This is a genomic window from Haloterrigena sp. H1, from assembly GCF_005938085.1.
Classification (GTDB): Archaea; Halobacteriota; Halobacteria; order Halobacteriales; family Natrialbaceae; genus Natrinema.
In genome coordinates this window covers 1484035-1508671 of the sequence record NZ_SMZK01000001.1, presented here as the reverse complement: position 1 = coordinate 1508671, position 24637 = coordinate 1484035, and the positions used below count along the sequence as shown (strand labels likewise).

Sequence of the window (24637 nt, the reverse complement as noted above, 5' to 3'; positions counted from 1 at the left end):
GGGGGCCGAGACCGCCTGTCGCTGCCGGACTCCCAAACATCTATGCGCCACCGCCGTGGCTATTTCAGTATGACACTCGAGGGACACGCCGTCCTCGTTACCGGTGGGGCGGGCTTTATCGGATCGAACCTGGCGAACCACCTCGCCGAGGACAACGACGTCACCGTCGTCGACGACTGTTATCTGGGGACGCCCGCGAACCTCGTAGACGACGTGGAGTTCGTCGACGCGAGCGTCTTGGACGATGACCTGCCAACGGATGTCGACGTCGTGTTTCACCTTGCGGCGTTGTCGTCGTACGCGATGCACGAGGACGACCCGACGACGGGTGCCAGAGTCAACGTCGAGGGCTTCGTCAACGTGGTCGAACAGGCTCGAGCGGACGGCTGTGAGACCGTCGTCTACGCCTCGACGTCGTCGATCTACGGTAGTCGAACGGAGCCATCACCGGAGGACATGGCCGTCAGCGTCAACACCGGCTACGAGGCGTCGAAGCTCGCCCGGGAGCGTTACGGCGAGTACTTCTCGAACCACTACGATATGTCGATGGCCGGGATGCGCTTTTTCTCGGTGTATCAGGGCTACGGCGGTGCCGAAGAACACAAAGGCGAGTACGCCAACGTGATCGCGCAGTTCGCCGACGACATCGCCAACGGCGAGTCGCCGGTGCTGTACGGTGACGGCACGCAGACGCGAGACTTCACGCACGTCTCCGACATCGTCCGCGGTCTCGAGCTGGCCGCCGTCTACGACCTCGATGGCATTTACAACCTGGGAACTGGCGAGGCCTACGATTTCAACACCGTCGTCGAACTGCTCAACGACGAACTCGGGACCGACGTCGAACCGGAGTACGTCGAGAACCCGATTCCCGAGTCGGTGTACGTCCACGATACCTGTGCCGACGCCTCGAAGATCCACGACGAAACCGGCTGGGAACCCCAGATCGACTTCGAGGAGGGGATTCGGCGGGTCTGTGCGCAGTACACGGACGGGTAGCGTTGCGTTCCGTACTGCCGCCGACTTCCGTGCGAAGGAATTACGGGTGATATAATCGGCATCGTCGGCCGTCTCCAGATCGAAAGTGAATGCCGCAGGTGTGTATTCCTCTCACATCATATTGTACTATTAACATACGTAGTAAATAATCCTATAAAGATTGTCGTTCCGATACCGAACGGGTCGCTGTCCGAACACGTCGTCACTGCGTCCGATCGGCACATTCCACCACCAGTAACTATCAGGAAAAACGATGGACGTGAAGGCGATATCCCTGCGAGGGGTTTTTAATACGGCACGCACATCCACATGATATGCGACTCCATAACAGGGGCGTCAGACAGGACGTCCGCGAACTCGGTGCGTTACTCGGCGACGTCCTCGAGGGGCAGACCTCTCGCGGGGCCTTCGAGACGGTCGAGTCGTGCCGACGCGCCGCGATCGACTACCGTGCCGGCGACCTCGAGTCACGCGAACCGCTCGTCACGGAACTCGAGGGACTCTCGTCACACCGACAGCGAACCGTCGCACGTGCGTTCGCGACGTATTTCGAGTTGATCAACCTCGCCGAAGAGCGCGAACGGGTCCGAACCATCCGCACGGACTCCCAAGAAGGCACGCTCGAGGACAGCCTCGAGACCGCAGCCGAAGAACTCGGCGAGGCCGACGTCGAGACTGTCCGACAGATCCTCGATGACGTCTTGATCGAGCCGACCTTCACTGCTCATCCGACCGAGGCCCGGCGCAAGACCGTCAAGTCCAAACTGCGGGAGATCTCGACGTCGCTCGAGACCTTAGACGAGCGGCTCCTGACCGACAAGGAGGAGCGCCAACTCTGGCAGGACGTCGACGCCGAGGTGACGAGTCTCTGGCAGACGCCCCAGGTGCGCAACCGCCAGCCTGAGCCGGAAGACGAGGCCCGTAACGTCCAGTGGTACCTCGAAAACACGCTGTTCGACGTCGTCGGCGAGATCTACGACGAACTCGACGAGGCAATCGACGCCGAAGTCCCCGGCGATCTCGAGATTCCGAAGCTCTTCGAGTTCCGTTCGTGGGCCGGCAGCGACCGCGACGGCAACCCCTACGTCACCCCCGAGGTCACGGCGAACACGCTCGAGCGCCAGCGCTCGGTGATCCTCGATCGCTACCGCGACCAGCTCAAGCGCCTCTCCGGTGTCCTGAGCCAGGACGGGAGCCGGGTCGACGCCGGCTCCGACTTTCAGGCCTCCCTCGAGCGCGACCGCGAGCGCCTGCCCGGCAGCGCACGCACGGCCGAGCAGCGCTACCCCAACGAGCCCTACCGGCAGAAACTCAAACTCATGCGCGAGCGGCTCCGCCGCGTCGGCGACGTTCGACCGGGCGGGTACGACACCGCCGACGAACTCCGCGAGGATCTCAGAGTCATCGCCGAAAGCCTGCGCGCTAACGACGCCGACAGCGTCGCCGACGCCCACGTCGATCCGATCCGCCGGCAGGTCGCTACCTTCGGCTTCTCGCTGGCGAGTCTCGACCTGCGCGACCACCAGCAAAAACACACCGACGCCATCGCCGAGGCCCTCGAGCGCGAGGGGATCGACTATCGCGCCCTCTCGGAGGACGAGCGCGTCGAGTTCCTGACTGACGCCGTGTTGCAGGATGAATCGGTGATCGATCTGAGCGAGCCCGCCGACCTCTCGGACGACTCGGCGCGTGTCCTCGAACTCTTCGACAGTCTCGCCGACTGGCAGACCGAGTACGGGGTCCACGCCATCGACACCTACTGCATCTCGATGACTGAGGAGCCGAGTCACGTCCTCGAGGTGCTGTTCCTGGCCGATCAGGCCGGCGTCATCTCCCTGCCCGAACATTCGGGAATCGACATCGTCCCGTTGCTCGAGACCGAATACGCCCTCTCGGGAGCCAGGCGGATCATGGGCACGCTGTTCGAGAACGAGGCCTACGCGCAGGCGCTCGAGGCCCGCGGGCGCACTCAGGAAATCATGCTGGGCTACTCCGACTCGAACAAGGAAAACGGCTTTCTGGCGGCGAACTGGTCGCTGTACAAGAACCAGCGTCGGCTGGGGGAGATCTGTGACGATCACGACGTGACGATGCGGCTGTTCCACGGCCGCGGCGGCTCGATTTCTCGCGGCGGCGGGCCGATGAACGAAGCGTTACTGGCGCTGCCGAACTCGACGGTGACGGGCCAGGTCAAGTTCACCGAACAGGGCGAGGCCATCGCGGAGAAGTACGCCAACCCGCGCATCGCCGAGCGCAATATCGAGCAGATGCTCAACGCCCAGCTCCGGGCGCGCAAGCAGGCGCTAGACCAGCCCGAAGAGGAGATCCGCGAGGAATGGATCGAAGGCATGGAGATCATGGCCGACGCCGCCCGTCAGGAGTACCGTGACCTCTTAGAGAGCGACGGCTTCGTCCAGTACTTCGAGCAGGCAACGCCGATCACCGTCATCGAGGACCTCGATCTCGGATCGCGACCGGCCTCCCGGTCGGGCGAGCGCACCGTCGAAGACCTGCGGGCGATCCCGTGGGTGTTCTCGTGGACCCAGTCGCGGTGTATCCTGCCGGGCTGGTACGCTCTCGCAACCGGTGTCGAGGCCTACCTCGACGACGGCGGGTCGATGGACACCTTACAGACGATGTACGAAGAGTGGCCGTTCTTCCGGACGACGCTCGACAACGCCGCGCTCTCGCTGTCGCGGACCGAACTCGAGATCGCCGACCGCTACGCCGACCTGGCCGAGCCGGACCTCCGCGAACGGTTCTTCCCGCGCGTGACCGACGAGTACGAGCGAGCGACGGACCTGATCACCGAGATCGGCCAGCGTGACCAGCTCCACACTCGAGACTGGCTCGGCGAGAACTTAGAGCGGCGAAACCCGTACGTCGATCCGCTGAACATGCTGCAAGTCTATTTGCTCGGCCGAACCGATCGGACAGACATCGAGGAACGCTCCCTGCGGCTGACGGTCAAGGGAATCGCGGCCGGCATGAAGAACACGGGATAATCGGCCCGTCTCCCGGCCGGCACACGGGTTGCATTGCTGGCTGGCGAGTCGATCGGGGCCGGCATCGGCTGTTGGGCGGCACTCACTCACAGAGGGCGAGAAAATCGAAACGGGTAAAAACGTCTCTCGAGTAGAAGTGAGTGAGCCGAGATAGCCTAGCCCGGCCAAGGCGGCAGATTCGAAATCTGCTGTCCTCACGGACTCGGGAGTTCAAATCTCCCTCTCGGCGCTTCTCAGCGACACAAAACGGCGAGCGATGCGTGCTGCGACGCACCACGAAAAGCGAACGGTGACGCTGTGCGCGACGCATAGCAGTGCGCGGGTCTTTCGGTCGCTGGAAACGACGATTGATGAATTGAACGAGACCGAGGTTCTGCGCTTCCAGGTTTTCAGACGTAATTCGAATCCCGACGTGAGGCGAACATCGGTCTCGAGCGAGGACTATCAGTAGATAGTAGCACGATTTGCTTAGTCAGAAACCTGCCTGAAACCGAATCGAGTAGTTCGGCAACTATGTGTGCGAATGTAGCGTGTCGACAATGTAATTGATTTTCATATTTATCTAACACATTCTTTTTTACCCCTATTTACCTATAGACGAATATGTTGTACCTCGCACTGTTCGTAGCATTGATAGTAATTATTCTTACCGCATCATGGTCTTCTGTCCATAGGATCTCCGAAGGAGACCTCGAGATTCTGCTAGTGTTAGGGGAGGAACGGCAGATTCTCGAACCGGGGTTATACATAACTCCACCGTTTGTGTCAGAGACATATCCAATCGATTTCCAGACGATGCAGTATGAAACGGGCCACGGACGACGATCAATTCCATCCGAACTCCGTGACGAAGCCGAGATGATCGCTGCGGATCAAGCAAAAACTGCGGAGGCACGATCTTGAAAGGGGATCTTTACGCTTACTAACTGCATGCTATGTGCTTGCTCTGTACTTACCGCTGATTGACGGGCGACTCTGATTGAAGCCCCCTGTGCTACTCACGACAACTGTGATCGTACGAAACGCGAAACGAGGATCCGAGAGCGTGGACGAATCGAGTCACTGGCCGCTGTCGAACAGCCGGCTCATACTGTCGGACAGCAGTCAATACAACGTCGGTCGCGGATTCGCGGCCGTCTCCACCGGTGACGGCCGCAGCAGCGCGACCGATCGTCACGTCGTTCTGTCCGGCAGTGTCACTCGATCACATGGTGTGAGTCGCCACGGACGATCCGAGAGGGGTCGGTCGAGGGTGTCGATCGACTCCGCTTATACGGTCTGCTGTCACGATGTACCGGTGCAACCGCAGAACGGTCACGATTGCACCGGAACTGACTGACAGTAGTCCGTATTAGTCGCCTGCCAGCGATTCCTGGCTGGCAGCACAGTTGTTCGGGCCGAGCTCGAGTTCGAATGCTTCGTCGTCGTCAGCCTCCTGCTGGCCGAGGTTGGTGGGGATAATGTCCTCATAGTTGGCCGGCCGTGGGGGCATATCCGAGAGGATGAGCTCGACGAACTCGTCTTCGTCCATCGTCAGCGCGTCCATCTCCTCTTTGAGCTGGCCGATCGGCGCGGTGTAGGTGCCGTCGGCGGCAGGTTCGGCGGCGTCGCTGAAGTGTGCACCACCGATCAGCGTCTCGTCGGGCAGCGAGAGGACGCGTTCCTGGAGGCTCTCGTAGAGTTGGGCCGCGGCTTCGGGTGCGCCGTCGTCGCCTTCTTCTAAGTCAGGACGGGCGACGCTTTCGATGAACAGGCCGTCACCGGTCGCGAGTAGCGAGCCGTCGACGAGGTACGAGGTCATCCCGGAGGTGTGCCCGGGCGTGGAGACCGTCTCGATCGTGGCGTCGCCGACCTGGAACTCGTCGCCGTCCTCGGCGAGGGTTACGTCGTCGGCGTAAGTGACGCCACGCTGGACCGACGCGTCAGGGATGACGCCCTCGACGCCGACGGCGTCGAGTGCACGCACACCCGAGATGTGGTCGGCGTGGATGTGCGTGTCGATCGCGTACTGCAGGTCGACACCGAGCTCGTCAGCGTCGGTGAGGTAGCGGTCCGTGAACGCGCGTAGCGGGTCGATCACCGCGGCCTCGCCGCCGTCGACGACGAGGTAGCCAAGGCAACCCGACGAAGGACGCTGGTACTGGTAGAGCGTCCCCGCACCGTCGTACTCCGAGACCTCGACGCGCTCGTAAATCCGCGCCCAGCCGTTCATCCCGTCCTCAAGCTGGTTTGCGTCGTATCCGCGGTCTTTGAGCGTGGCCGCGACGAACTCGCTCGAGCCACCTTTCGCACAGAGGACCGTCACTTCGCGGTCGTCGGGAATCTGTGCAAGAACGTCCTCGTCGAGCTCGTCCTCGAGGAACTCGAAGTACGGGATGTTGATCGACTCGACGCTGTCGCCGTCGATGTGCCACTCCTCGTACTCCGATTCCGCACGCACGTCGAGCAGCGTTACGTTCTCGCCCGCATCGATGCTCGCTTTGAGTTCGCTGGGGGTGACTGATTCGACCTCGACGTCTGGCGTTGGGAAGTCCATGTCGTCCATTGTGTACACCAACGAGTACCGGCCCGTTCCACATAAATCTTTGCATGGTCGTTCAACTATTGCACAATACAGCTACGGTGGGAAGGAGTTGAAGACCATATTGAGCCTGCATAAATTAGTTATAGCGCGCATGGGCGAGTATAGATGTTCGAATATCGCGCAAGAATCGATGAGCTTTTGAAAGTGGAACCAATGTTGTGGGATAGCTCCAAGACAGAGCATAAATAGAACATGAGTTCGGAATACCAGATCGCGGAGACGCTCGACGTCAAAGGTGCATCGTGTCCCATGCCGGTTGTCCAAGCGAAGTCCGCCATCGACGACCTCGCCGAAGGCGAGATCCTCGAAGTAGTCGCCACGGACTCGGGCAGCATGAGCGACCTCGACGGCTGGGCAACCGGGACCGACGGTGTCGAGTTGCTCGAGCAGGTCGAGGACGGCGACGTGTACAAACACTACGTCGAGAAGACGGCCTGAGAGACGCGACGGCGATTCGACGCTGCGGACCCCGACGTCCACGCACGCCTCAGAGGTGGACACTGTTCTCGAAGGCGACGTTTGATGGGCCTCGGCACAGAACCTCGATGTGATGACCGCCGACGATCGGTACAAGCTGTTCGGTGTCTACGTCTCAGCGGCTGTCTTTGACGCGCTCGCCGACTACCTGTACGAGACAGCCGGCGTCGTCGACTACGAGAGCTACTTCGATCCGTCGGAGTCGACGATTCCCGTAGGTGATCCGGGTGCTGACGCGACCGACAGGCTCGTCTCGGATCTCGTCACCGAGTTCGCTGACCTCTATGACGAGGCGGCTTTCGAGACCGCTCGCAAGGTCGACTCCGACGCGTTCGGCCTCGCGTATCTCGCTGCCGATCCACAGACGGTCGCAAACGCCCGCGAACGCTTTCAAGCAGCTGCAACGATTCAGGAGGCTGACCTGCGGACGGTCCAGACCGCGATCCTGTCGGCATACCTCTCGCGGGCGAACGCAGGCGATAACGGGCACTAACCTCCGCGACCGCGATCAACACCGATTACAGAGTCGTGAACGAGACAGGCAGCCGCGCCTCGAGTATCGGTTCGTCGTCTGGGAAGACGGCATCGCGCGGTAGATAGCCTCTGTGGTTCGACAACCGCACCCAAAGGACTACTTCTGTCCGGCCCCTCTGTTGGACCGAACACGAGCCACCAGTCGGTGCGGTATCGCGTCCAGACAGCCCTCGAGCGTTCCGACATGATCGACCCAGTTACCGGCAGTCGGCTGCAGTTCGCACTCACGACGATCGTCCACATTATCTTCCCCGTGATGAGCATGGGGCTCGCCCCGTTTCTCGTCTACTTCACGTGGAAGGAACTTCGCACTGGAGCCGCCATCTACGAGCAGTTACGTCGGTTCTGGACCCGGATCTTCGCCGTCAGCTTCGTCGTCGGCACCGTGACGGGGATCGTCCTCGAGTTCGAGTTCGGGACCAACTTCGCGGCGTTTTCGACGACCGCCGGCGAACTGTTCGGCGGCCCGCTCGCGCTCGAGGGGATGATGGCGTTCATGCTCGAGGCGACGTTTCTGGGGATTTTTGTCTTCGGTCGCGAGCGCGTCGGGAACGTGCTCTACATGATTTCTGCGGTCGCCGTCGCCCTCGGAACGTGGCTATCGGCGGTCTGGATTCTCATTGCGAACTCGTGGATGCAAACGCCACGGGGCTACGAATTGGCGACCGAGAACGGCCAGCCGATCGTCCAGCTGGTCGATCCGATCGCGGCCTACGCGAATCCCCGGTTCCCGTGGATGTTCGTCCACATGCAAAACGCCGCCGTCGAATCAGTCGCGCTGTTCATGGCCGGTCTCGGTGCCTACTTCGTTTTCAGACACCACGTCTGGGGGTATCCGGTCGAGAACATCGGGTTCTGGGAGACGACGCTCAAGTTCGGCCTCATCGCGCTGTTGATCACCGCGCCGTTGCAGGTGTTTCACGGCGACCTGTACGCGCGCCACGTCTTTGAGACCCAGCCACAGAAGTTCGCCGCGATGGAGGCCGTCTGGGAGACCGATTCGTACGTCCCCGAGTACATCGTCGCGTTCCCGACGAGCATCCAGGACCTGCTCGATCCGCGGGCCAAGGACATCTTCGGCATCGGCATCCCCGGCGGCGCGTCGTGGCTCGCCAGCGGCGGCGACCCGCAGGCGACGATCCAGGGCCTCGAGCAATTCCCCGGTCCCCAGCCGCCCGTCGCGCTCGTCTTCTGGTCGTTCCGGATCATGGTCGCACTCGGCTTCTGGTTCATCCTGCTCGCCGTCTGGGGTGGCTACCGCTGGTGGCGGGGTGAGTTGCTCGAGGACGACCTCCTCCACAAGGCGCTGATGGCCTCGGCACCGCTTGGCATCCTCGCAGTCGAGTTGGGCTGGATCGTCACGGAAGTCGGTCGCCAGCCGTGGGTGATTCAGGGCGTCTTGCAGACGAGCGAGGGCGTCTCGCCGGGGCTGACGGGTGGCGAAGCCGCGGTGACGCTCGCTGGGTTCGCAGTCGTCTATTTCGGACTGCTCATGCTCTATACGTACGTCATCGCTCGTATCATCCGGGCCGGTCCACCCGATGGGGAGGACCTCGCGGTGCGAGAGACGCCGGAGACACCCACCTCGGAGGTAAGCGTTGATGACTGACACCGGGACGCTCGCGAGCGAGCCGCTGTTCGGGCTGCCGCTGGCAGACCTGTGGTTCGGCCTGGTGTTTTTCATCTTTTCGATGTTTCTGTTTCTCGATGGGTTCGACTTCGGGGTCGGCGCGCTGTTCGCGACACGTGCCGACGGCGACGAGCGCGAGCAGTTACTGGCCGCGATCGGACCGTTCTGGGACGGCAACGAGGTGTGGCTCGTCGTCTTCGGTGGCGCACTGTTCGCGGCCTTTCCGCCCGTCTACGCCAACCTCTTCAGCCGGTACTACCTGCTGATGTTCGCGATTTTAGGTGCACTCATCATCCGAGGGCTTGCGCCGGAGATGTACGAACAGCGCCACGACGACGCATGGCAGCGCTGGTGGGGACGCGCGTTCGTCGTCGGCAGCCTCACTGCCCCGTTCTTTCTGGGAATGTTTACGGCGAACTGGCTGCTCGGCGCGACGGCGATCCTGACGCTGCCGGGCGTCGTCGTCGGGCTGGCGGTCGTCGCGCTGACCGTCGTCGACGGCGTGGCCTTCCTTCGATTGAAAACGCGGGGCGACCTGCGCGCGGACCTCCAAACGGATGGCTACCGCGCACTCGGTGCGTACCTCGGCTTGCTCGTGGTGACGCTTGGCTACATCTACGCGACAGCACCCGACCTGCGGCCGGCGTTGCGTTCCATTCCGGTTGTCGGGCTCGTCGTCGTGACGGTCGTCCTCGCCGGGATATACGCCGCAGCGACACGGGCGGATCGCTACTACGTCGCGTTTACAAGCGCCGCCGGGCTCGTCTTCGCACTGGTCAGCGTCGTCGCCGGGCTGATGTATCCCGAAATCGATCGAGCCAGCGGCCTAACCGTCGAGACGGCGATCGTCTCGACGCTCCCGCTCAATCTCATGTCCATCGGAGCCGCGATCTTGCTCCCGCTCGTCTTCGTCTACTTCGGCGTCCTTTACACCGCGTTCAGCGGCCCGATCGAAGCGGGTGAGTCGTACTGATGGCACTCGAGGACGACGACAGCCGTTCCGACGACAGCGACCACCACGTTCGCGACGCGGACGCACCCGATCGATCCGAACGTCGGTCACCGACCGACTCAGAGACGCCACAGTCGTCACCGCCCCGACTCGGATCGCGGATCCTGGTCACGTGGCTCGAGCTCACCGTCGTCGGCATCTTAGGCGGCATCCTCGGTGTGTCGATCGGCGGCCCGCCCGGCTTCGTGATCTATCTGCTGACGACCCTGCTGAGCGTCGCCATCGTCTTTCACAATGTCAACGAACTCGTCAAGGAATGGCTCCGGGTGGAACGGCCCGCCCGGTCACCGGAATAGTCCATCCACGACGGCAGGCGGAGCCACACAGCGTGAACCGACAGAAACGGGTCGACCGACGAGAACGACAGCACCACCTCGGACCGCATACTGGACGGCGAGCGCCCGGCCCGCTCTCACCGCCGCGCATTGCTGAGAGTCTGCAGCTCTCTCGAGGACGTGCCTGCGATCGGTCGCAAAATGAAATCACGGAAACCGCCGATCACATTGGAACGTTGATAGCTGCGAGGGATTATGCTACTGGTCGTGGGACCGACGAGTGATACGGTCTGCTGTCACGAGTTACCGGAGCAGCAACCTACTGACAGCAGACCGTACGAGCCACCCATGCCAGTGCAAAATCTCGCACGAAGCGACATCGTCACGGCCGCGCCCGACGAATCGATTCAGGAACTTGCAACGACGATGCAAGACGAAGGTGTCGGCTGCGTCGTGATTACCGACGACGGCGCACCGGTCGGGATCGTGACCGATCGCGATCTGGTGATGCGACTTCTCGCGTCCGGAACCGATCCGAACCAGGTCGTCGCCGAAGACGTGATGTCGGAAGACCTGTGTACGATCGAAGATCGAGCGGGCTTCTACCACGCCACCGAACTGATGAGCGAACACGGCGTCCGACGGCTTCCCGTGACGGACTCGGACGGCGCTCTAACAGGCATCATCACGATCGACGACCTCAACGAACTCCTCGCGGACGAACAACAGGAGCTCGCAGGCGTCATCCGGCAACAGCGACCTCCGTACTGAATGTATGGCGGACTTAGCCGGCTGATGTACCTACCCCAATGACGACTGCCATACCGGCACGTCGACAGCGATATCGACACTCGTACGGTTCGTGTCGACATAGCAAACTAACCGACATACTCAAAGGGTTGTGTCGCCTGTAATGTAACACAATGATGCTGCCAACGCACGTGCTCGTCGGGCTGGCGCTTGCACTCCCCGTCGCGGTCGCCGCTCCCGAGCACGCCAACGTCGCGCTCACGGCAGGGCTACTCGGTGGCCTCATTCCGGATCTGGATATGTACATCGGTCACCGGAAGACGCTACACTATCCAGTCTACTACTCGGCACTCACCGCCGTCGCAGCACCGGTCGCCGTGGTCGTCCCGACGGCGGCGACGATCGCCGCAGCGATGGTACTCCTCGGCGCGGCCACCCACAGCGTGATGGACGTCTTCGGCGGCGGACTCGAGCTCCGACCCTGGGAAGCGACCTCGAGCCGGGCCGTCTACAACCATCACCACGACCGCTGGCTCGCGCCGCGGCGATGGATCCGGTACGACGGTGCACCCGAGGATCTGGTCCTCTCGATCGCCGTCGCTGGCCCACTGCTGTTCGCACTCGAGGGGGGCCTCCGCGCGGTCGTCGGCGCGGCTGTGGTGGTCGCGGTCGTCTATACCGCCGTGCGACGACTGCTCCCGGCGATCGCCGAGGTGCTGATCGCGGGCTATCTGCTGCAGACGATTCCGGACCATCTGTTGGCGCGGCTGCCCGCACGGTACATCCCCGACCACATCGACTGATCGCCGGCGGCATCGGTCGAACGATGCACGGACGTGATTTCTGTCGGAAGTCTTATCAGATCTGGCTGTAATCTGTGAGCAAACACATGCAAACGTCGGTAGCGACAGAGGCCGAACGTGGGATCCGATATTCGCTTCTCGCCGTGGTCGCTGTCGGGTACCGGCGGCGGGATCCGGGAGCGATCGTCAACGCACTCATCGCGCTTGTGGCGACGTACCTCCCCGGCCACCTCGAGCGCCGATACGACGTGACCTTCCGGCCGTGGCAACGCGTATATCTCAACAGCGCGATGCTCACCCACGCCATCGGCATGCTCGGTCCCTACGACGACGTCTGGTGGTGGGATCATATGACACACACCCACTCGGCGACGCTACTCGGCGGCCTCACCTTCGCCGCGGCCCGTCGAAACGATCGGGAACCCCACACTCGAGTCATCGGCGTCGTCACCTGCGCCGGCGTCCTGTGGGAGATCGGCGAGTACGCCATCCACGCGACGGCGAACCGCCTCGGCTGGGAACCGCTGCTCGTATCCTACGGAAAAGTCGACACCGCCCTCGATCTCGTGTTCGACCTCATCGGCGCGGTGTTGGTGGTCATCCTCGGCGACGCCTTCCTCGAGAACCTGACGGAGACCGACGAGTAGCGTGTGCGCCCCGCAGTGGCGTGCTGTCTATATCTCCCGCACGTACGAATACGAGTCCGAGAGCGCTTCGGCGTCCTCACGGAGCAAGGCGACGACGAGACAGTCGGCGTATTCCTCAAGGTATTCGACGAGGGCGGCGATCCGATCCGCGTCGATCGCCTCGAGCGAATCCAGCAGCATGAACGGAACGACGTCGTAGACGTCGTGAACCAGATAACCGGCGAGTGCAACGATCAGGCCCGTGACCTCGCGTTCGCTCTCCGAGAGGTGATCGATCGTGTCCTCGTAGCTCGTCCCGTCTGCGGTCGAGCGGACGATGTGCAGATCGAACGTCGTTTTCGTGACCGTCCGACGACCCTCACGGACCGTCTTCTCGCGGCGGTCGATCCAGATGCGATCGAGGTTCTCGTACTCGAGCAACGAGAGAATCGAGTCCATGTGCTCGTTGAACGCGTCGACGGCGGTTTCCTCGAGCCGGTTGACGCGGGTCCGACACTCGGTGAGGGCTTCCTCGACGGTCTCGCGTCGATCCTCGAGGTCGCCCCGGTCCGCGAGGGTGGCCTCGATCTCGTCGATTCGAGCCTGCAGGTCGTCGCGTTCGGCCTCGATGGTCTCGCGTTCGAGTTCGAGGCGATTCAGTTCGCGGTGAGTCTCGATGACGTCGCCATACTCCGCGTTCTCGAACGTGTCGGCGTCCGATTCGAGGTCAGTAACGCGGGCTCGCTGCTCGTCGCGCTCGGCCTCGAGTTCCTCGATGCGTTGCTGTCGGCGCTCGAGATCGTTCTCGATCGCCGAAAGTCGCGTTTCGAGTTCACCTCGTTTTTGCGCTCGCTCACGAAGCGTTTTCCGACGGCTCGCGAGGTCGTCGAGTTGCACCTGCAACTCGCTCCGTTCGTCGAGTTTTCGTTGGCGAAGCGATCGGAGCCGCTCGAGTGTCGACTCGATCCGGCCGCGATCGACGTGTGAGCCACACGTCCAGCAGACGACGTCGTCGGCGAGAAGTTGCTCGGTGATGTCGCCGTCGGTTTCGGTCTCCGAGTCGGCAGGTTCCTCGAGTTCGACCTCGAAGCCGTCGTCCCCGAGTCGATCCTCGTTGAATCGGATCACACTCTGGAGTTCGCTGACGGTCGTATCGAGCGACCGCTTCCGAGCGCGAAGCTCCTGAATCCGCCCCTCGAGTCGGTCCGGCGACGTCTGCTCGTCGTCGAGGGCGGCCAGTTCCGCCTGAAGGTCGTCGCGTTCGGCCTCGAGTTCGGCGTAACTCTCCCGTTCGGTCTCGAGATCGTATTCGATGGACTCGAGTTCGGTTCGCGCCGCCTGGAGGTCGGCAAACGCCGACTCGATCGCGTCTTTCCGGGCGTGGCTCGCCTCGATGTCGAGTTCGAACTCGTCGAGGTCGGTTTCGAGGTCGGTGATCCGGTCGGTTACCGACTCGATCTCGTCGTCGAGGGCGGTTCGCTCTTCTTCGAGCCCGGGGAGCTCGGTCTCGAGCTGTGCGAGGTGTTCGAGCCGGTCGTCGAGGTCGCGTTTGTCGGCCTCGAGGGATTCGATTTCGGCCTCGATCTCGTCCGTATCGATCGGGCGCATGATGAGTTCGCGCAGGTCGTCGCCGTTTCTGACGGCGCGGCGCGCTTCGTTGGACTCGAGTTGGAAGGCAAAGAGATCAGCTAGCTCGGGATCGTCGAGGTAGGGATCGCCGTCGAAGACGACCTCGCCGTTTCGTCGCTCGAGCACGCGCGTGTACTGCTGGCCGTCGAGCGTCAGTTCGACGTGACCGGCGTCTGCGTCACCTTTCAGTGAGGTGTGACGGCTCCCCAGCGCCGCCATGATCGTCTGGAGAAACGACGTTCGATTCGTCGCGTTCCGACCGGTCAACACGTTCACGCCGGGTGTGAGTGTGACCTCGGTGCTATCGATACCGCCGATATTCTCCGCCAGAACGGTAATCGAGGAGGTGACTGACGCTGGAGATGACACGAGGGGTGGTTCTCGCCAACGAATATAAATGTTGTTTGGTTACAGTTGTCCATCGGCGTCACAGTCACAGCCACCCTGCTCGAGGAGCGTGGCGATCGGATAATCCGCCCCGCAGTTGCCACAGATCGTCCGGACATCGACGAACACCTCGTAGTCTCGGTCTGCGATCTCCGCTGCCTTCCCTAACTCCTCGAGGGTGGATTCGGTGACGACTTGCGTTCGGCCAGCGAGTCGCTGGATCGTTTCCGTCTTTCGCTCGAGTCGGTCCTCGGTGTCGGTCTCGGGAAGCGACGCATCGCGAACGTTCGTCAGGTACGTATAGATCGTTTGGTGGGTGACGAAGTCCGACCTGACGGCATCGACGTCGACGCCCGTTCGTTCCAGTTCGCGGCGTTTTCTGACCGCGTCGGATCGAGAGACATCGTCGTCGGTGAGCGTCCGGTAGAGCGGGTCGATGTCGGAATCGAGCACCGACCCACCGGCGTCGCGGATGGCTGCTCGAAGGACGGCCCGATTGAACTCGTCAGCGAGATCTCGAAGGCTCGTTCGCTCCATCCCGTCGCCGACCCACGCCGCCTCGAGACGGTCACCCCACGACTCGAGGCCGTACTCGTCTATCACGCGTTCGACTTTGGTTTGGCGGCGACTCGAGTCGTCAGCCATACCGAATGGCAGTGATGCCCACCGTACAAATGTTGTGATTGGGACAGCAGTCGCAAGCGTCCCGAACGAGCGGTGGGTGGCTACCGAACTGACCGAGTGGAAACAGCCGCGACGAGTACTGCCTGGTCACGGATGACTCCCGACACGACCTGGCGGCTCTATCGACGTATGTTTTCGGTTAGCAGGATATTCGACTACAACCGTACACTTTTACCGGTGCAGCGGCGACACACGGATAGATCAATGGACGAAGACGCGCTCGAGTACCATGAGAACGACCCACCTGGCAAGATCGAAATCGCGACGACGAAGCCGACGAACACGCAGCGTGATCTCTCGCTTGCGTACTCGCCGGGTGTTGCCGCGCCGTGTCTCGAGATCGCTGACGACGAGACCGCTGCCTACCAGTACACGACGAAGGGAAACCTCGTCGGTGTCATCTCGAACGGGTCGGCCGTGCTCGGCCTCGGCGACATCGGCGCACAGGCGTCGAAACCCGTCATGGAAGGGAAAGGTGTTCTGTTCAAGCGCTTCGCCGACATCGACGTCTTCGACATCGAACTCGCCCACGACGACACCGACACGTTCGTCGAGTCGGTCGCCGCGATGGAGCCGACCTTCGGCGGGATCAACTTAGAGGACATCAAAGCCCCCGAGTGTTTCGCCATCGAGGAACGACTCCGCGAACGCCTCTCGATCCCCGTCTTCCACGACGACCAGCACGGCACCGCCATCATCAGCGGGGCTGCGCTGCTCAACGCCGTCGAGATTTCGGGCAAAGACCTCGCGGAACTCGAGGTGACGTTCGCGGGCGCGGGTGCAGCAGCGGTCGCGACGGCGCGGTTCTACGTCTCGCTGGGCGTCCGGCGGGAGAACATCACGATGTGCGATATCGACGGGATTCTGACGACCGAGCGGGCCGAAGCCGGCGATCTCAACCCGTACAACCGAGAGTTCGCGCAGGACCGCCTCGACGGAGAACTGGCGGACGCGATGGTCGATGCGGACGTGTTCGTCGGCCTCTCTGCCGGCGGCATCGTCAGCCAGGAGATGGTCCGCTCGATGGCCGACGACCCGATCATCTTCGCGATGGCCAACCCCGACCCCGAGATCGGCTACGAGGAAGCCAAAGCGGCCCGCGACGACACTGTCATCATGGCGACCGGGCGCTCTGACTACCCCAATCAGGTCAACAACGTGCTGGGCTTCCCCTTCATCTTCCGCGGCGCGCTCGACGTCCGCGCGACCGAAATCAACGAGGCGATGAAAGTCGCAGCGGCGAAGGCGCTGGCCGACCTCGCGAAACAGGACGTGCCCGACGCAGTGGTCAAAGCCTACGGCGATCAACCGCTGCAGTTCGGCCCGAAGTACATCATTCCGAAGCCGCTCGACGCGCGCGTCCTCTTCGAAGTTGCTCCCGCGGTCGCCCGCGCAGCGATCGAGTCGGGTGCCGCCCGCGTCGATCTCGATCTCGAGGCGTACGTCGAACGACTCGAGGCCCGCCTCGGGAAGTCCCGCGAGATGATGCGCGTCGTGCTCAACAAGGCCAAGTCCGAGCCGAAACGGATCGCGCTGGCGGAGGGAACCGACGAGACGATCATCCGTGCAGCCTCGCAGATGGTCGACCGCGGAATCGCAACGCCAGTTCTGATCGGTGACGAGAGTGAGATCCGCGAGACGGTTGGAAGTCTCAACCTCGAGTTCGAGCCCGACGTGGTCGATCCAACGAGCGGCGAGTACGCGGCCTACGCCGAGCATCTCTACGAGCGCCGGAAGCGAAGCGGCATCACCCATCGTGAGGCCACGTCGCTGATCCGAGACGATACCAACTACTTCGGGAGTGTGATGGTCGATCGCGGCGACGCCGACGCGATGTTGACGGGGCTGACGAATCACTACCCGTCGGCGCTGCGCCCGCCGCTGCAGGTGATCGGCACGGCCGACGACGCCGACTACGCGGCCGGGGTCTACATGCTCACGTTCAAGAACCGCGTCGTCTTCGTGGCCGACGCAACCGTCAATCAGGCCCCCGATTCGGACGTCCTTGAGGAGGTTACCCGCCATACCGCCGAACTGGCCCGCCGGTTCGACGTCGAACCCCGCGCCGCGCTCCTCTCGTACTCCGATTTCGGCAGCGTCGACAACGAGGGGACCCGCAAACCCCGCGAAGCGGCTCGCCGACTGCGCGAGGACCCGTCGATCGACTTCCCCGTCGACGGCGAGATGCAGGCCGACACCGCCGTCCTCGAGGAAATGCTAACCGGGACCTACGAGTTCAGCGATTTGGAGAAGCCCGCGAACGTGCTTGTCTTTCCGAACCTCGAGGCCGGCAACATCGGCTACAAACTGCTCCAGCGGCTCGGTGGAGCCGACGCGATCGGCCCGATGCTGGTCGGCATGGACGAGCCGGTTCACGTCCTCCAGCGCGGCGACGAGGTCAAAGACATCGTGAACCTCGCGGCCGTCGCGACGGTCGACGCCCAGAGCGACGATTCCTGACCGGCGAACGCGATTCGCCAGAATTGCAACCATTCGATCATCAGGCGCAAGCGGCCACCAGGGACCGAGCCTACAGTGATACGGTCTGCTGTACCGAGTTACCGGTGCAACTGCAGTGTGTGGGTCGCGGTTGCACCGGAAATGACTGACAGAAGTCCGTATGAAGGGGTGCCCGACACTCATCTCAGAGCGGCGTCACGAAATCTGTTCGGAAGGCAGAAGTCAATTACATTGATATGGATGTAATCCTGAACGAGACAGTCGAACGGCGTTCGGTTGGCGTCCGTGCCAGCCGTGCTGGTGATGGCCAACGGAGTACCCCGCACTGTGGGCAGTCGCTATTACGGACAGTACTATAGCTATCTGTTTTACATAATAGACGAAATACTGATAGATAGTGGTCTGCTCACCGAGGACCATCTGTCAGACCCAGCCGTACGTAATCATGTCACTGGATCACTAAAACCGCCATACTGGGAGTCTTCAGAACTTCTTCTCTTTTTCATCGCAGGCATATTACTGCGTATTTGTTGGACAGTCGCGATTCACCTCTCCGTATAATCGACCTCAGTTCCAAATGGTTACCGACAGTCCATTCGACATATATATCGCCAGACGGGCACTAATTCCCATTATACAATATATAATCGGACATAAGTGCGGTGATTATTTTGCTTTGGTTGGTTTCGGTACTGCATTCATTCGCATTCTGATAGGTGTCGAATTCTATAAGATAGATCTAATTTCATGATAAGCAATAGACGGTACGTCTCAAGGACATAACTCGATCGTGACACGGGAGCTGACGACACGCTCGAGTCACGGCAGTGGTCAGGCAGTCGGATCGCGAGAGACTGAGCTGCTCATGACGTCGCCGATCAGGAAAAGAAGAACAGACATCCTGGTTGCACAGCCGCTGCCGGACTCCAGAACCGTCGTTATCCCAGTCGTGAGCCGTCGCTCTTTGAGTCGTGTATCGGAAACCCGGGCGGAGCGGGGGAGCCGCCCTGGGCGTGAGAGACATGAGCGTACTCGAAGCGGGGGCGAGTCCACGTCCGAGCGATCCGGGCACGAACGCACGCAATCGGCTGTTCGCACGTCGCTTGGGCCGAGCGTGTACCCGGCGGGGGTTTGCAACCCCGCACGTTTGTCGATGCACGGTTCACCAATAGTTATGCAGCCGCTTGGCACGGCGTAGTGGTCTCGAACCACACGCAGGCAGCGTGTAACGCCGTGTAGCATCCTGTTACTTCCCGGCGGCCGTCCGTCCGCAGCCCGGATCTCGAGTCGGGTGAGCAGTCACAAAACGATCCCGAACGATTGGCGGCCAGTGGTTGCTTGCTTGCGACGCCTTCAGAACGATAGTGCTACGGTCCGTTCAGATCGTATGCGCGACGGGGGTCGACAACGGCCACTTCGACTCGGCATCGTGGGACTCGGGTACATCGGAACGACCGTCGGCGGGCAGTTTCACCGCCACTCGGACGCGACCGTCAGCGCGATCTGTGATCTCGAGGCGGACGTTCGCGACGAGGTCGGTCACGCGTTCGACGTTCCCGAAGACAGGCAGTATGCGTCGTACGAGCGGATGCTCGCGAACGCGCCGCTCGACGCGGTGCTCGTCGGAACTCCGCACACGCTCCACTACGAGCAAGTCCGTGCCGCGCTAGAGCAGGGCTGTCACGTCTACTGTGACAAACCGCTGACCACCGACCTCGGGCGAGCACGCGAACTCGTCGAGATCGTCGAACGAAGCGGTCGAATCGTGATGGTCGGCTATCAGCGCCACCTGCAAACGGCATTTCGAACGGCCCGCAGACGGTTCGCCGGTCGCGATCCGCAGTGGCTGACCGCCTCGATCACGCAGGGCTGGATCGAGGAGTCGTGGGACACTTGGCGACTCGATCCCGACCTGTCCGGCGGCGGATTCCTCTACGACACGGGTAGCCACGTGCTAGACGGCGTCCTCTGGACGACCGGTCTCGAGCCGACGTCGGTCGCTGCGAGTATGGATTTCCACGACGACCAGCAGCGAGTCGACCGGCGCGCACACCTCGATGTGCGCTTCGAGAACGGCGCGACCGGCACGTTCGCGTTCCACGGCGACGCTCCGTCGGTTCGCGAGCACGTTCACGTCTGGGACGCCGAGGGAGCGATCTATCTCGAGGGTACTCAGTGGGGCTCTCGGGAAGTCGTCGAAGTTGACGCCGACGCTGGGGAGTATGTTCCCTATGTCGATCCTCGCAGCGAGCAGACCCGGGCGGACGCGTTCATCGAGAGCGTCGCGAACGGGATCGAACCGCCGGCGACGGTTCGGGATGCACTCCGGGTGATCGCGCTGACCGAGGCTGCATACGAGGCGGCGCGAACGGGCGATCGAATCTCCGTCGATCGATAACCGACGAGAAGTGTGATGTTTATACTCTTATTTCGCCGGGAAAACTGTTTTTCCTCCGTCGGATCGGTCGAGCTGTATTCGGGACTGAACCCGGTTCCGTCTATGGGTACGAAGTGATTACTCCCGGCCGAGTCTCCGGATACAGGGGGTGGCTCCTATCGCCACCCGATTTGAACGGGAGAGACAGATAATACCCCCATAGAAGCCACCCACTTTCGGTTACAAGCCGGATAACTACAACCGGTGGTGGCCATCGAACGGGTATGATCACCTGCACCAACTGTGAGACCGCCCAGTTCCTGCAGATAACCCAGAGCCGGGTCTACTTCGAGGACGGTGAGATGATCAACGAGATCTCCGAGACCTACGAGTGTACCCTCTGTGGAGCGACTGGTCAATACATGTACGACGAGGATCGCGACGAGGAGACAGTCACTGGCGACGTCGAGCACACGACGGAGCGTCCGAAGTACGCCTGACTGCCGGCCCCCATCCCGGGGGCACGGACTGTCACATCCTCAAGCAGGTCGTCCGATCATGGGTGCAGTGGTGGTTCTCGTTTCTTGTACATCGGCGTGGCTCCGTCCCGATCCAGCGAGTCAGTTAGAGGCATCGTCAACACCCTCGTGAGAGCGACCGACACCGAGTTCGTCGAACGTGGGACGGCCCCGGCCGGGCGACCGGCCGTACTGGCGGCGGCTGACGGCCGCATTCCGGCGACTGGTGTCCCACTCCTCGAAGAGACCGTACTCGGTCATCGTCTCCATGCCGGCGATCGCCGCTGTGAGTTTGATTCCGACCAGCGGAATCTCCGCGACGGAGACGATCACGTCCGCACGGAGGACCGCGCCATCTCTGAGCAGCACGTCGAGTACGTCGACGAACGCCTCGTCGTCCTTTCGCGGTCTCATGGCTGTGAGTTCGGACGGTCAGTGTCGGACGCGGCTCCGTCGTCGCCACCGCCCAGTTCCGGCGCGAACGTATACGGCGGCCACGGCCCTGTGAACCTGACCTCGAGTCCCTCGTTTGCGGCCACGTCGTCGAGTATCGAGCCGATCGCATCCTCGTCGTCTTCGTGGGCCAACAGCGTGAGCCGACAGAGGGTTTCACTGCCACCGTTCGAGCCCGACTCGCCGCCGGCCAGGTCGTCGGCCAGCGATGCACTCGGCGAGCGCTCGAGGGCGTGGACTTCCCGCGCCTCGGCGGCCAGTCGCTCCTCGAGGTCGGCGGTCAGCGACTCCCGTCGCGCGGCACGCAGTTCCGCCAGCCGCTGGTCGAACTGCTTCTCGAGCAGGAATGCCGTCCCTTCCTCGGAGTCGCCGATCCGTTCGTCGAGGTCCCGCAGTCGCTCGTCGCGTTCGGTCAGCGTTTCGTCATCGATCGGATCGACTTCGACGACTTCGACGCGGTATTCCCAGTGGTCGGCCAGCCCGGAGAGCGCGCGCTCGAGGGTCGCTCGCTCCTCTCGGAGCCACTCGCGGACGGCGCTGTCGTCACCTCGAATGATCGTGTCGAACTGGAACGGGATCGGTGTTCCGAAGGCCTGTCCCGCCTCGTCGACGACCGTCTGATGGCGAACCAGCCACCGCCGGATCTGTGCGAGATTTGCCGAGTCGTAGATACCGTCACAGGCGTGGACGACGGCTCCGATACCGTCCTCGACGATGATCGAGACCGGTTCGCCGTCGACGCCGGTCGTCTCGAGGGAAGCGTCCGCGTCGGTCTGGACGAGACAGTACAGGTAGCGCCCCGTCTCGATATCCGGCAGCTCGGCACGCTCCTCGGCTGGCTGATCGTCGAGCGTCTCGAGATGCTCGTCGGTGCCGGGCTCATCAGTTCGATCGTGGCTCACTCACCCTCACCTCCGAACACGGAGTAGCCGGGTTGCTGGACAGCCGTCGGCTCGCCGTGTAGTTGTTCGATCGCATCGGTGACCAAGCCGTCCAGATCGCCCCGGAGGTCGTCGACGCCGTCTTCGATCCCCTCGTCGTCTTTGAGCTGTTCGATCTCGGCCTCGATCGTCGCGAGTTGGCTGCCGAGCCGTTCGATCTCCTCGTCCGAGAGGGTCCCCGACTCCATGCGACGGACCGCCTCGCGCTCGAGTGCGTCGATCAGGATTTCGACGACGGTGATGACCAGTGTCATCAGTCCGTCCCGGGCATCCTCGCCGTCGCCGACGTCGATCGCCGTCACGTGTCGTCCCCCTCCGATTCTGCCGCCGCGTCCCGAGCAGTCCCGTCGGTCTCGGATTCCGCGTCGGTCGCGTCCGTCTCGGCCTCGTCCGCGGTGACGTTGACGCTCCGAGTCGGATCGATTACCGGATTCGGTCGGTCCATCTCGGCGAGTTCGGGATCGCCGGCCGCCTCGGCGACGCGACGCATGTCCGTTCCCTCGGGGAACTCGAGGCCGTACTTCGCCGCGGTCTCGAAGGAGGCGATCGCGGCCCGCACTTGGACGCCAAGCAGTTGCGTGTCGCCGATCGAGACCGCAATATCGGCATTGATGACGATCCCCTTGTCGAGCAGCATCTCGACGACTTCCGCGAGATCAGCCTTCTGGCGGCTAGGCTGGAAGTCATCGACCATCGTGATCACCGCCGGTGAGACTGGGCCGAAGGTTGGTCGGACGCCCCTCACAGCCGTTCAGTCGCCGCGTTGGTGGGTCAGTCATGATTGGTTCTCCGTCGTCGTTCCCGCTCGAGTTCGAACCGACGGCCGTAGATCCGTTTTCGGGAGGGTGCCGTCGAGAGCTTCACGTCCTGTGGCACCGTCGAATAGCGGGCCCCGCCGCCGAGATCCCGCCGGTCGGTGGGGATCGTCGATGACGCTGTCGGATTCCGCGAGTCCGTGCTCGTGTCCTGCCGACGCATCTTCTCGCGGTTGAACTCGTAGAGTCGCTCGAATCGCTCGTGCGTCTCGAGGAGGGCCGTCCGGAAGGCGTCGATGCCGGCCATCGCCTGCTGCTGGATGGCGACCTGATAGGCTTCCGGGTCCTCGGCGACGTCGATATCGCCGAGCGCCGCCTTCGTCGCGGACACCGCGTCCATGTCCGTCTCGATGAGAGCCTCGTCGTCACCGACTAACTGCCCGTCATCGTCGTCAGCGAGATCCGACACCGTGTCTTCGATCATTCCGGCATCGTCGCCGTCCGCGAGGTCGTCGACAGCGTCGTCGAGTTCACGTTTCTCCTGCCAGATGTCGGTCAGATCCGTGGCGTTCCAGGCGTTCAGCAGGTCGATCGCGTCGAACAGTTTCGTGAATTCGACGGCGTCAGACACACCGTCGTCGTCGTTCGCGATCGCGTCGGGAATCTCGCCGACGTCGATCGCGTCCAGAAGTTCCTCCTCGTCGACCGCGTCCGGTAACTCACTGAGATCTAGCTCGTTGAGCAACTCGACGAGTTCGTCGGCGACCCGGACGAGGGTGTCGACGTCGCCGATCACCGTCTCGACGGTCTCGCCCTCGAGTTCGTCGAGGTCGTCGAGATTTCCGAGGGTGTCCTCGAGTCGCTCGAGGCCCGCGTCCGCCTCTTCGAGGAAATCGTCGGCGGATTCGGCATCACTCATTTGTCGTCCTCCCCCGCATCCGGTCCCTCGGTCTCTGTCGTCTCCGGCCTGACCTGAACGGTGAGTATCCCGTTTTTGATCGTCGCCCGAGAGTCCGTCTCTCGCCAGGGAACCTCGATCCGATCGAGTTCGGTCCCTCCAACGGCGACGACGAGGATCGAGTCGTCGAAGCCGACTGTAACGTCGTCCGGGTCGGCACCGGCGACGTCCGCCGTGACCAGCAGTTCGTCGTCGTCGGCGCGGATCGCCACGTTGTGATCGCTCGAGGGGCCCGCCGATCGAATCCGTCGCATCCGTGATCGATCCCTGTCGCCGCCCGGATGTCGTCCAAGCGGCGAGTCGTCGGCCGAGAGGTCGTCGGCCGGTCGGATCGAGATGTCGTAATCGAAGACGGCCCGATCGCTCCGCCGTCGCCCCGAGGCCGACGTCACGCCGCTCTCGAGCGACTCGAGCGCCGATAGCAGGCTCGAGAGCCAGTGGTCGCTCTCATCAGCGAGGTGATCGTCGGTGGTGCGGTGGTCGTCCGATTCGTCGCGGTCGTCGGTCGGGGGCTGGTCGGTCATTATCGTTTTACCTCCACACGGCCGCTTGCGAGCCGCTCGTGGACGTCGCGGGCAGTTTCGAGTTCCGCCTCGAGTTCCTCCTTGCGGCGCTGGTACTCCGCCTCGGAGCGCTCGCCGAGTTCGTACAGCAACTGGTTTTCTTTGAGGTCGTCCTCGAGGGCCTCGACGTCGTAGAGTTCGTCGAGCGCGATGGTGTGGAGCGCGTCGATGATACCGACGAACGGCCGGAACAGAAGGTCGTCGAGGACGAACATAG

23 protein-coding genes, 1 tRNA gene and 1 pseudogene are annotated in these 24637 nt (G+C 62.5%); 15 read left to right on the top strand and 10 right to left on the bottom strand.

Annotated features, from left to right (window positions below):
* Positions 1–69 precede the first annotated feature (69 nt).
* From E2L06_RS07625 to E2L06_RS07610, 4 genes are all read left to right on the top strand, one after another.
* Entirely contained in the window at positions 70–999 is a 930-nt protein-coding gene (locus E2L06_RS07625; protein ID WP_138780161.1) for an NAD-dependent epimerase/dehydratase family protein, read from the top strand.
* Positions 1000–1313: 314 nt separating this feature from the next.
* Positions 1314–4004: a phosphoenolpyruvate carboxylase gene (gene ppc, locus E2L06_RS07620; protein ID WP_138780159.1), complete on the top strand. Its 2691-nt coding sequence runs from the start codon at positions 1314–1316 to the stop codon at positions 4002–4004.
* 144 nt (positions 4005–4148) lie between these two features.
* Positions 4149–4233: transfer RNA gene (locus tag E2L06_RS07615), tRNA-Ser, on the top strand.
* Positions 4234–4607: 374 nt separating this feature from the next.
* Positions 4608–4907: a hypothetical protein gene (locus tag E2L06_RS07610; RefSeq protein ID WP_138780157.1), complete on the top strand. Its 300-nt coding sequence runs from the start codon at positions 4608–4610 to the stop codon at positions 4905–4907.
* A gap of 448 nt (positions 4908–5355) precedes the next feature.
* Here E2L06_RS07610 and E2L06_RS07600 read toward each other — a convergent pair whose 3' ends face one another.
* On the bottom strand, positions 5356–6549 hold the full coding sequence (locus E2L06_RS07600) for an MBL fold metallo-hydrolase (protein ID WP_138780153.1): 1194 nt from the start codon (positions 6547–6549) through the stop codon (positions 5356–5358).
* A 231-nt stretch (positions 6550–6780) separates the two neighbouring features.
* Here E2L06_RS07600 and E2L06_RS07595 point away from each other — a divergent pair, with 231 nt between their 5' ends.
* The 8 genes from E2L06_RS07595 (at position 6781) to E2L06_RS07560 (ending at position 12716) form a co-directional block, all read left to right on the top strand.
* Positions 6781–7026, top strand: coding sequence for a sulfurtransferase TusA family protein (locus E2L06_RS07595; protein ID WP_138780151.1), 246 nt, complete (start codon positions 6781–6783; stop codon positions 7024–7026).
* A gap of 112 nt (positions 7027–7138) precedes the next feature.
* Positions 7139–7558 carry a hypothetical protein gene (locus E2L06_RS07590; protein ID WP_138780149.1) on the top strand — a complete coding sequence of 140 codons (420 nt, stop codon included), beginning with the start codon at positions 7139–7141 and terminating at the stop codon, positions 7556–7558.
* 225 nt (positions 7559–7783) lie between these two features.
* Positions 7784–9208, top strand: a complete 1425-nt coding sequence (locus E2L06_RS07585; RefSeq protein ID WP_138780147.1) for a cytochrome ubiquinol oxidase subunit I — start codon at positions 7784–7786, stop codon at positions 9206–9208.
* Positions 9201–10202: a cytochrome d ubiquinol oxidase subunit II gene (locus tag E2L06_RS07580; RefSeq protein WP_138780145.1), complete on the top strand. Its 1002-nt coding sequence runs from the start codon at positions 9201–9203 to the stop codon at positions 10200–10202. The genes E2L06_RS07585 and E2L06_RS07580 overlap by 8 nt, the downstream gene beginning before the upstream one ends.
* Positions 10202–10537: a hypothetical protein gene (locus tag E2L06_RS07575; RefSeq protein ID WP_249361380.1), complete on the top strand. Its 336-nt coding sequence runs from the start codon at positions 10202–10204 to the stop codon at positions 10535–10537. The genes E2L06_RS07580 and E2L06_RS07575 overlap by 1 nt, the downstream gene beginning before the upstream one ends.
* Before the next feature lie 327 nt (positions 10538–10864).
* A complete protein-coding gene (locus tag E2L06_RS07570; RefSeq protein ID WP_138780143.1) occupies positions 10865–11287 on the top strand; it encodes a CBS domain-containing protein in 423 nt (140 codons plus the stop codon).
* 152 nt (positions 11288–11439) lie between these two features.
* Positions 11440–12069 (top strand): metal-dependent hydrolase, encoded by a 630-nt coding sequence (locus E2L06_RS07565; RefSeq protein ID WP_138780141.1) that lies wholly within the window; start codon positions 11440–11442, stop codon positions 12067–12069.
* 86 nt (positions 12070–12155) lie between these two features.
* Positions 12156–12716: a hypothetical protein gene (locus tag E2L06_RS07560; protein WP_138780139.1), complete on the top strand. Its 561-nt coding sequence runs from the start codon at positions 12156–12158 to the stop codon at positions 12714–12716.
* Between the two features lie 27 nt (positions 12717–12743).
* Here E2L06_RS07560 and E2L06_RS07555 read toward each other — a convergent pair whose 3' ends face one another.
* Both E2L06_RS07555 and rdfA read right to left on the bottom strand, forming a co-directional pair.
* Positions 12744–14693 carry an archaea-specific SMC-related protein gene (locus tag E2L06_RS07555; protein ID WP_138780137.1) on the bottom strand — a complete coding sequence of 650 codons (1950 nt, stop codon included), beginning with the start codon at positions 14691–14693 and terminating at the stop codon, positions 12744–12746.
* A gap of 39 nt (positions 14694–14732) precedes the next feature.
* Positions 14733–15356, bottom strand: a complete 624-nt coding sequence (rdfA, locus tag E2L06_RS07550; protein WP_138780135.1) for a rod-determining factor RdfA — start codon at positions 15354–15356, stop codon at positions 14733–14735.
* A 243-nt stretch (positions 15357–15599) separates the two neighbouring features.
* On the opposite strand from rdfA, the gene E2L06_RS07545 reads away from it, so the two are divergent.
* The 3 genes from E2L06_RS07545 to E2L06_RS07535 all read left to right on the top strand — a co-directional run bounded on the left by E2L06_RS07545 (position 15600) and on the right by E2L06_RS07535 (position 20732).
* Entirely contained in the window at positions 15600–17855 is a 2256-nt protein-coding gene (locus E2L06_RS07545; RefSeq protein WP_138780133.1) for an NADP-dependent malic enzyme, read from the top strand.
* A 1387-nt stretch (positions 17856–19242) separates the two neighbouring features.
* Complete coding sequence (locus tag E2L06_RS07540) at positions 19243–20253, top strand: Gfo/Idh/MocA family protein (RefSeq protein WP_138780131.1); 1011 nt, start codon at positions 19243–19245, stop codon at positions 20251–20253.
* A gap of 263 nt (positions 20254–20516) precedes the next feature.
* On the top strand, positions 20517–20732 hold the full coding sequence (locus E2L06_RS07535; RefSeq protein ID WP_138780129.1) for a hypothetical protein: 216 nt from the start codon (positions 20517–20519) through the stop codon (positions 20730–20732).
* 120 nt (positions 20733–20852) lie between these two features.
* Here the strand turns inward: E2L06_RS07535 and gvpM are convergent, their stop codons facing one another.
* The 7 genes and pseudogenes from gvpM to gvpF form a co-directional block, all read right to left on the bottom strand.
* The gene (gvpM, locus tag E2L06_RS07530) at positions 20853–21164 is read right to left on the bottom strand and encodes a gas vesicle protein GvpM (RefSeq protein ID WP_138780127.1); all 312 of its coding nucleotides are present in this window, start codon (positions 21162–21164) and stop codon (positions 20853–20855) included.
* The gene (gene gvpL, locus E2L06_RS07525) at positions 21161–22105 is read right to left on the bottom strand and encodes a gas vesicle protein GvpL (protein WP_138780125.1); all 945 of its coding nucleotides are present in this window, start codon (positions 22103–22105) and stop codon (positions 21161–21163) included. Before gvpL ends, gvpM begins: the two co-directional genes overlap by 4 nt.
* Positions 22102–22446 (bottom strand): gas vesicle protein K, encoded by a 345-nt coding sequence (locus tag E2L06_RS07520; RefSeq protein ID WP_138780123.1) that lies wholly within the window; start codon positions 22444–22446, stop codon positions 22102–22104. The genes gvpL and E2L06_RS07520 overlap by 4 nt, the downstream gene beginning before the upstream one ends.
* Positions 22447–22460: 14 nt before the next feature.
* A pseudogene (gene gvpJ / locus E2L06_RS07515) lies at positions 22461–22838 on the bottom strand (gas vesicle protein GvpJ); the annotation flags it as partial.
* A 77-nt stretch (positions 22839–22915) separates the two neighbouring features.
* Positions 22916–23818, bottom strand: coding sequence for a hypothetical protein (locus E2L06_RS07510; protein WP_138780119.1), 903 nt, complete (start codon positions 23816–23818; stop codon positions 22916–22918).
* The gene (locus E2L06_RS07505) at positions 23815–24381 is read right to left on the bottom strand and encodes an Hsp20/alpha crystallin family protein (RefSeq protein WP_138780117.1); all 567 of its coding nucleotides are present in this window, start codon (positions 24379–24381) and stop codon (positions 23815–23817) included. The genes E2L06_RS07510 and E2L06_RS07505 overlap by 4 nt, the downstream gene beginning before the upstream one ends.
* Positions 24381–24635, bottom strand: a complete 255-nt coding sequence (gvpF, locus tag E2L06_RS07500) for a gas vesicle protein GvpF (RefSeq protein WP_138780115.1) — start codon at positions 24633–24635, stop codon at positions 24381–24383. Before gvpF ends, E2L06_RS07505 begins: the two co-directional genes overlap by 1 nt.
* Positions 24636–24637: the final 2 nt, after the last annotated feature.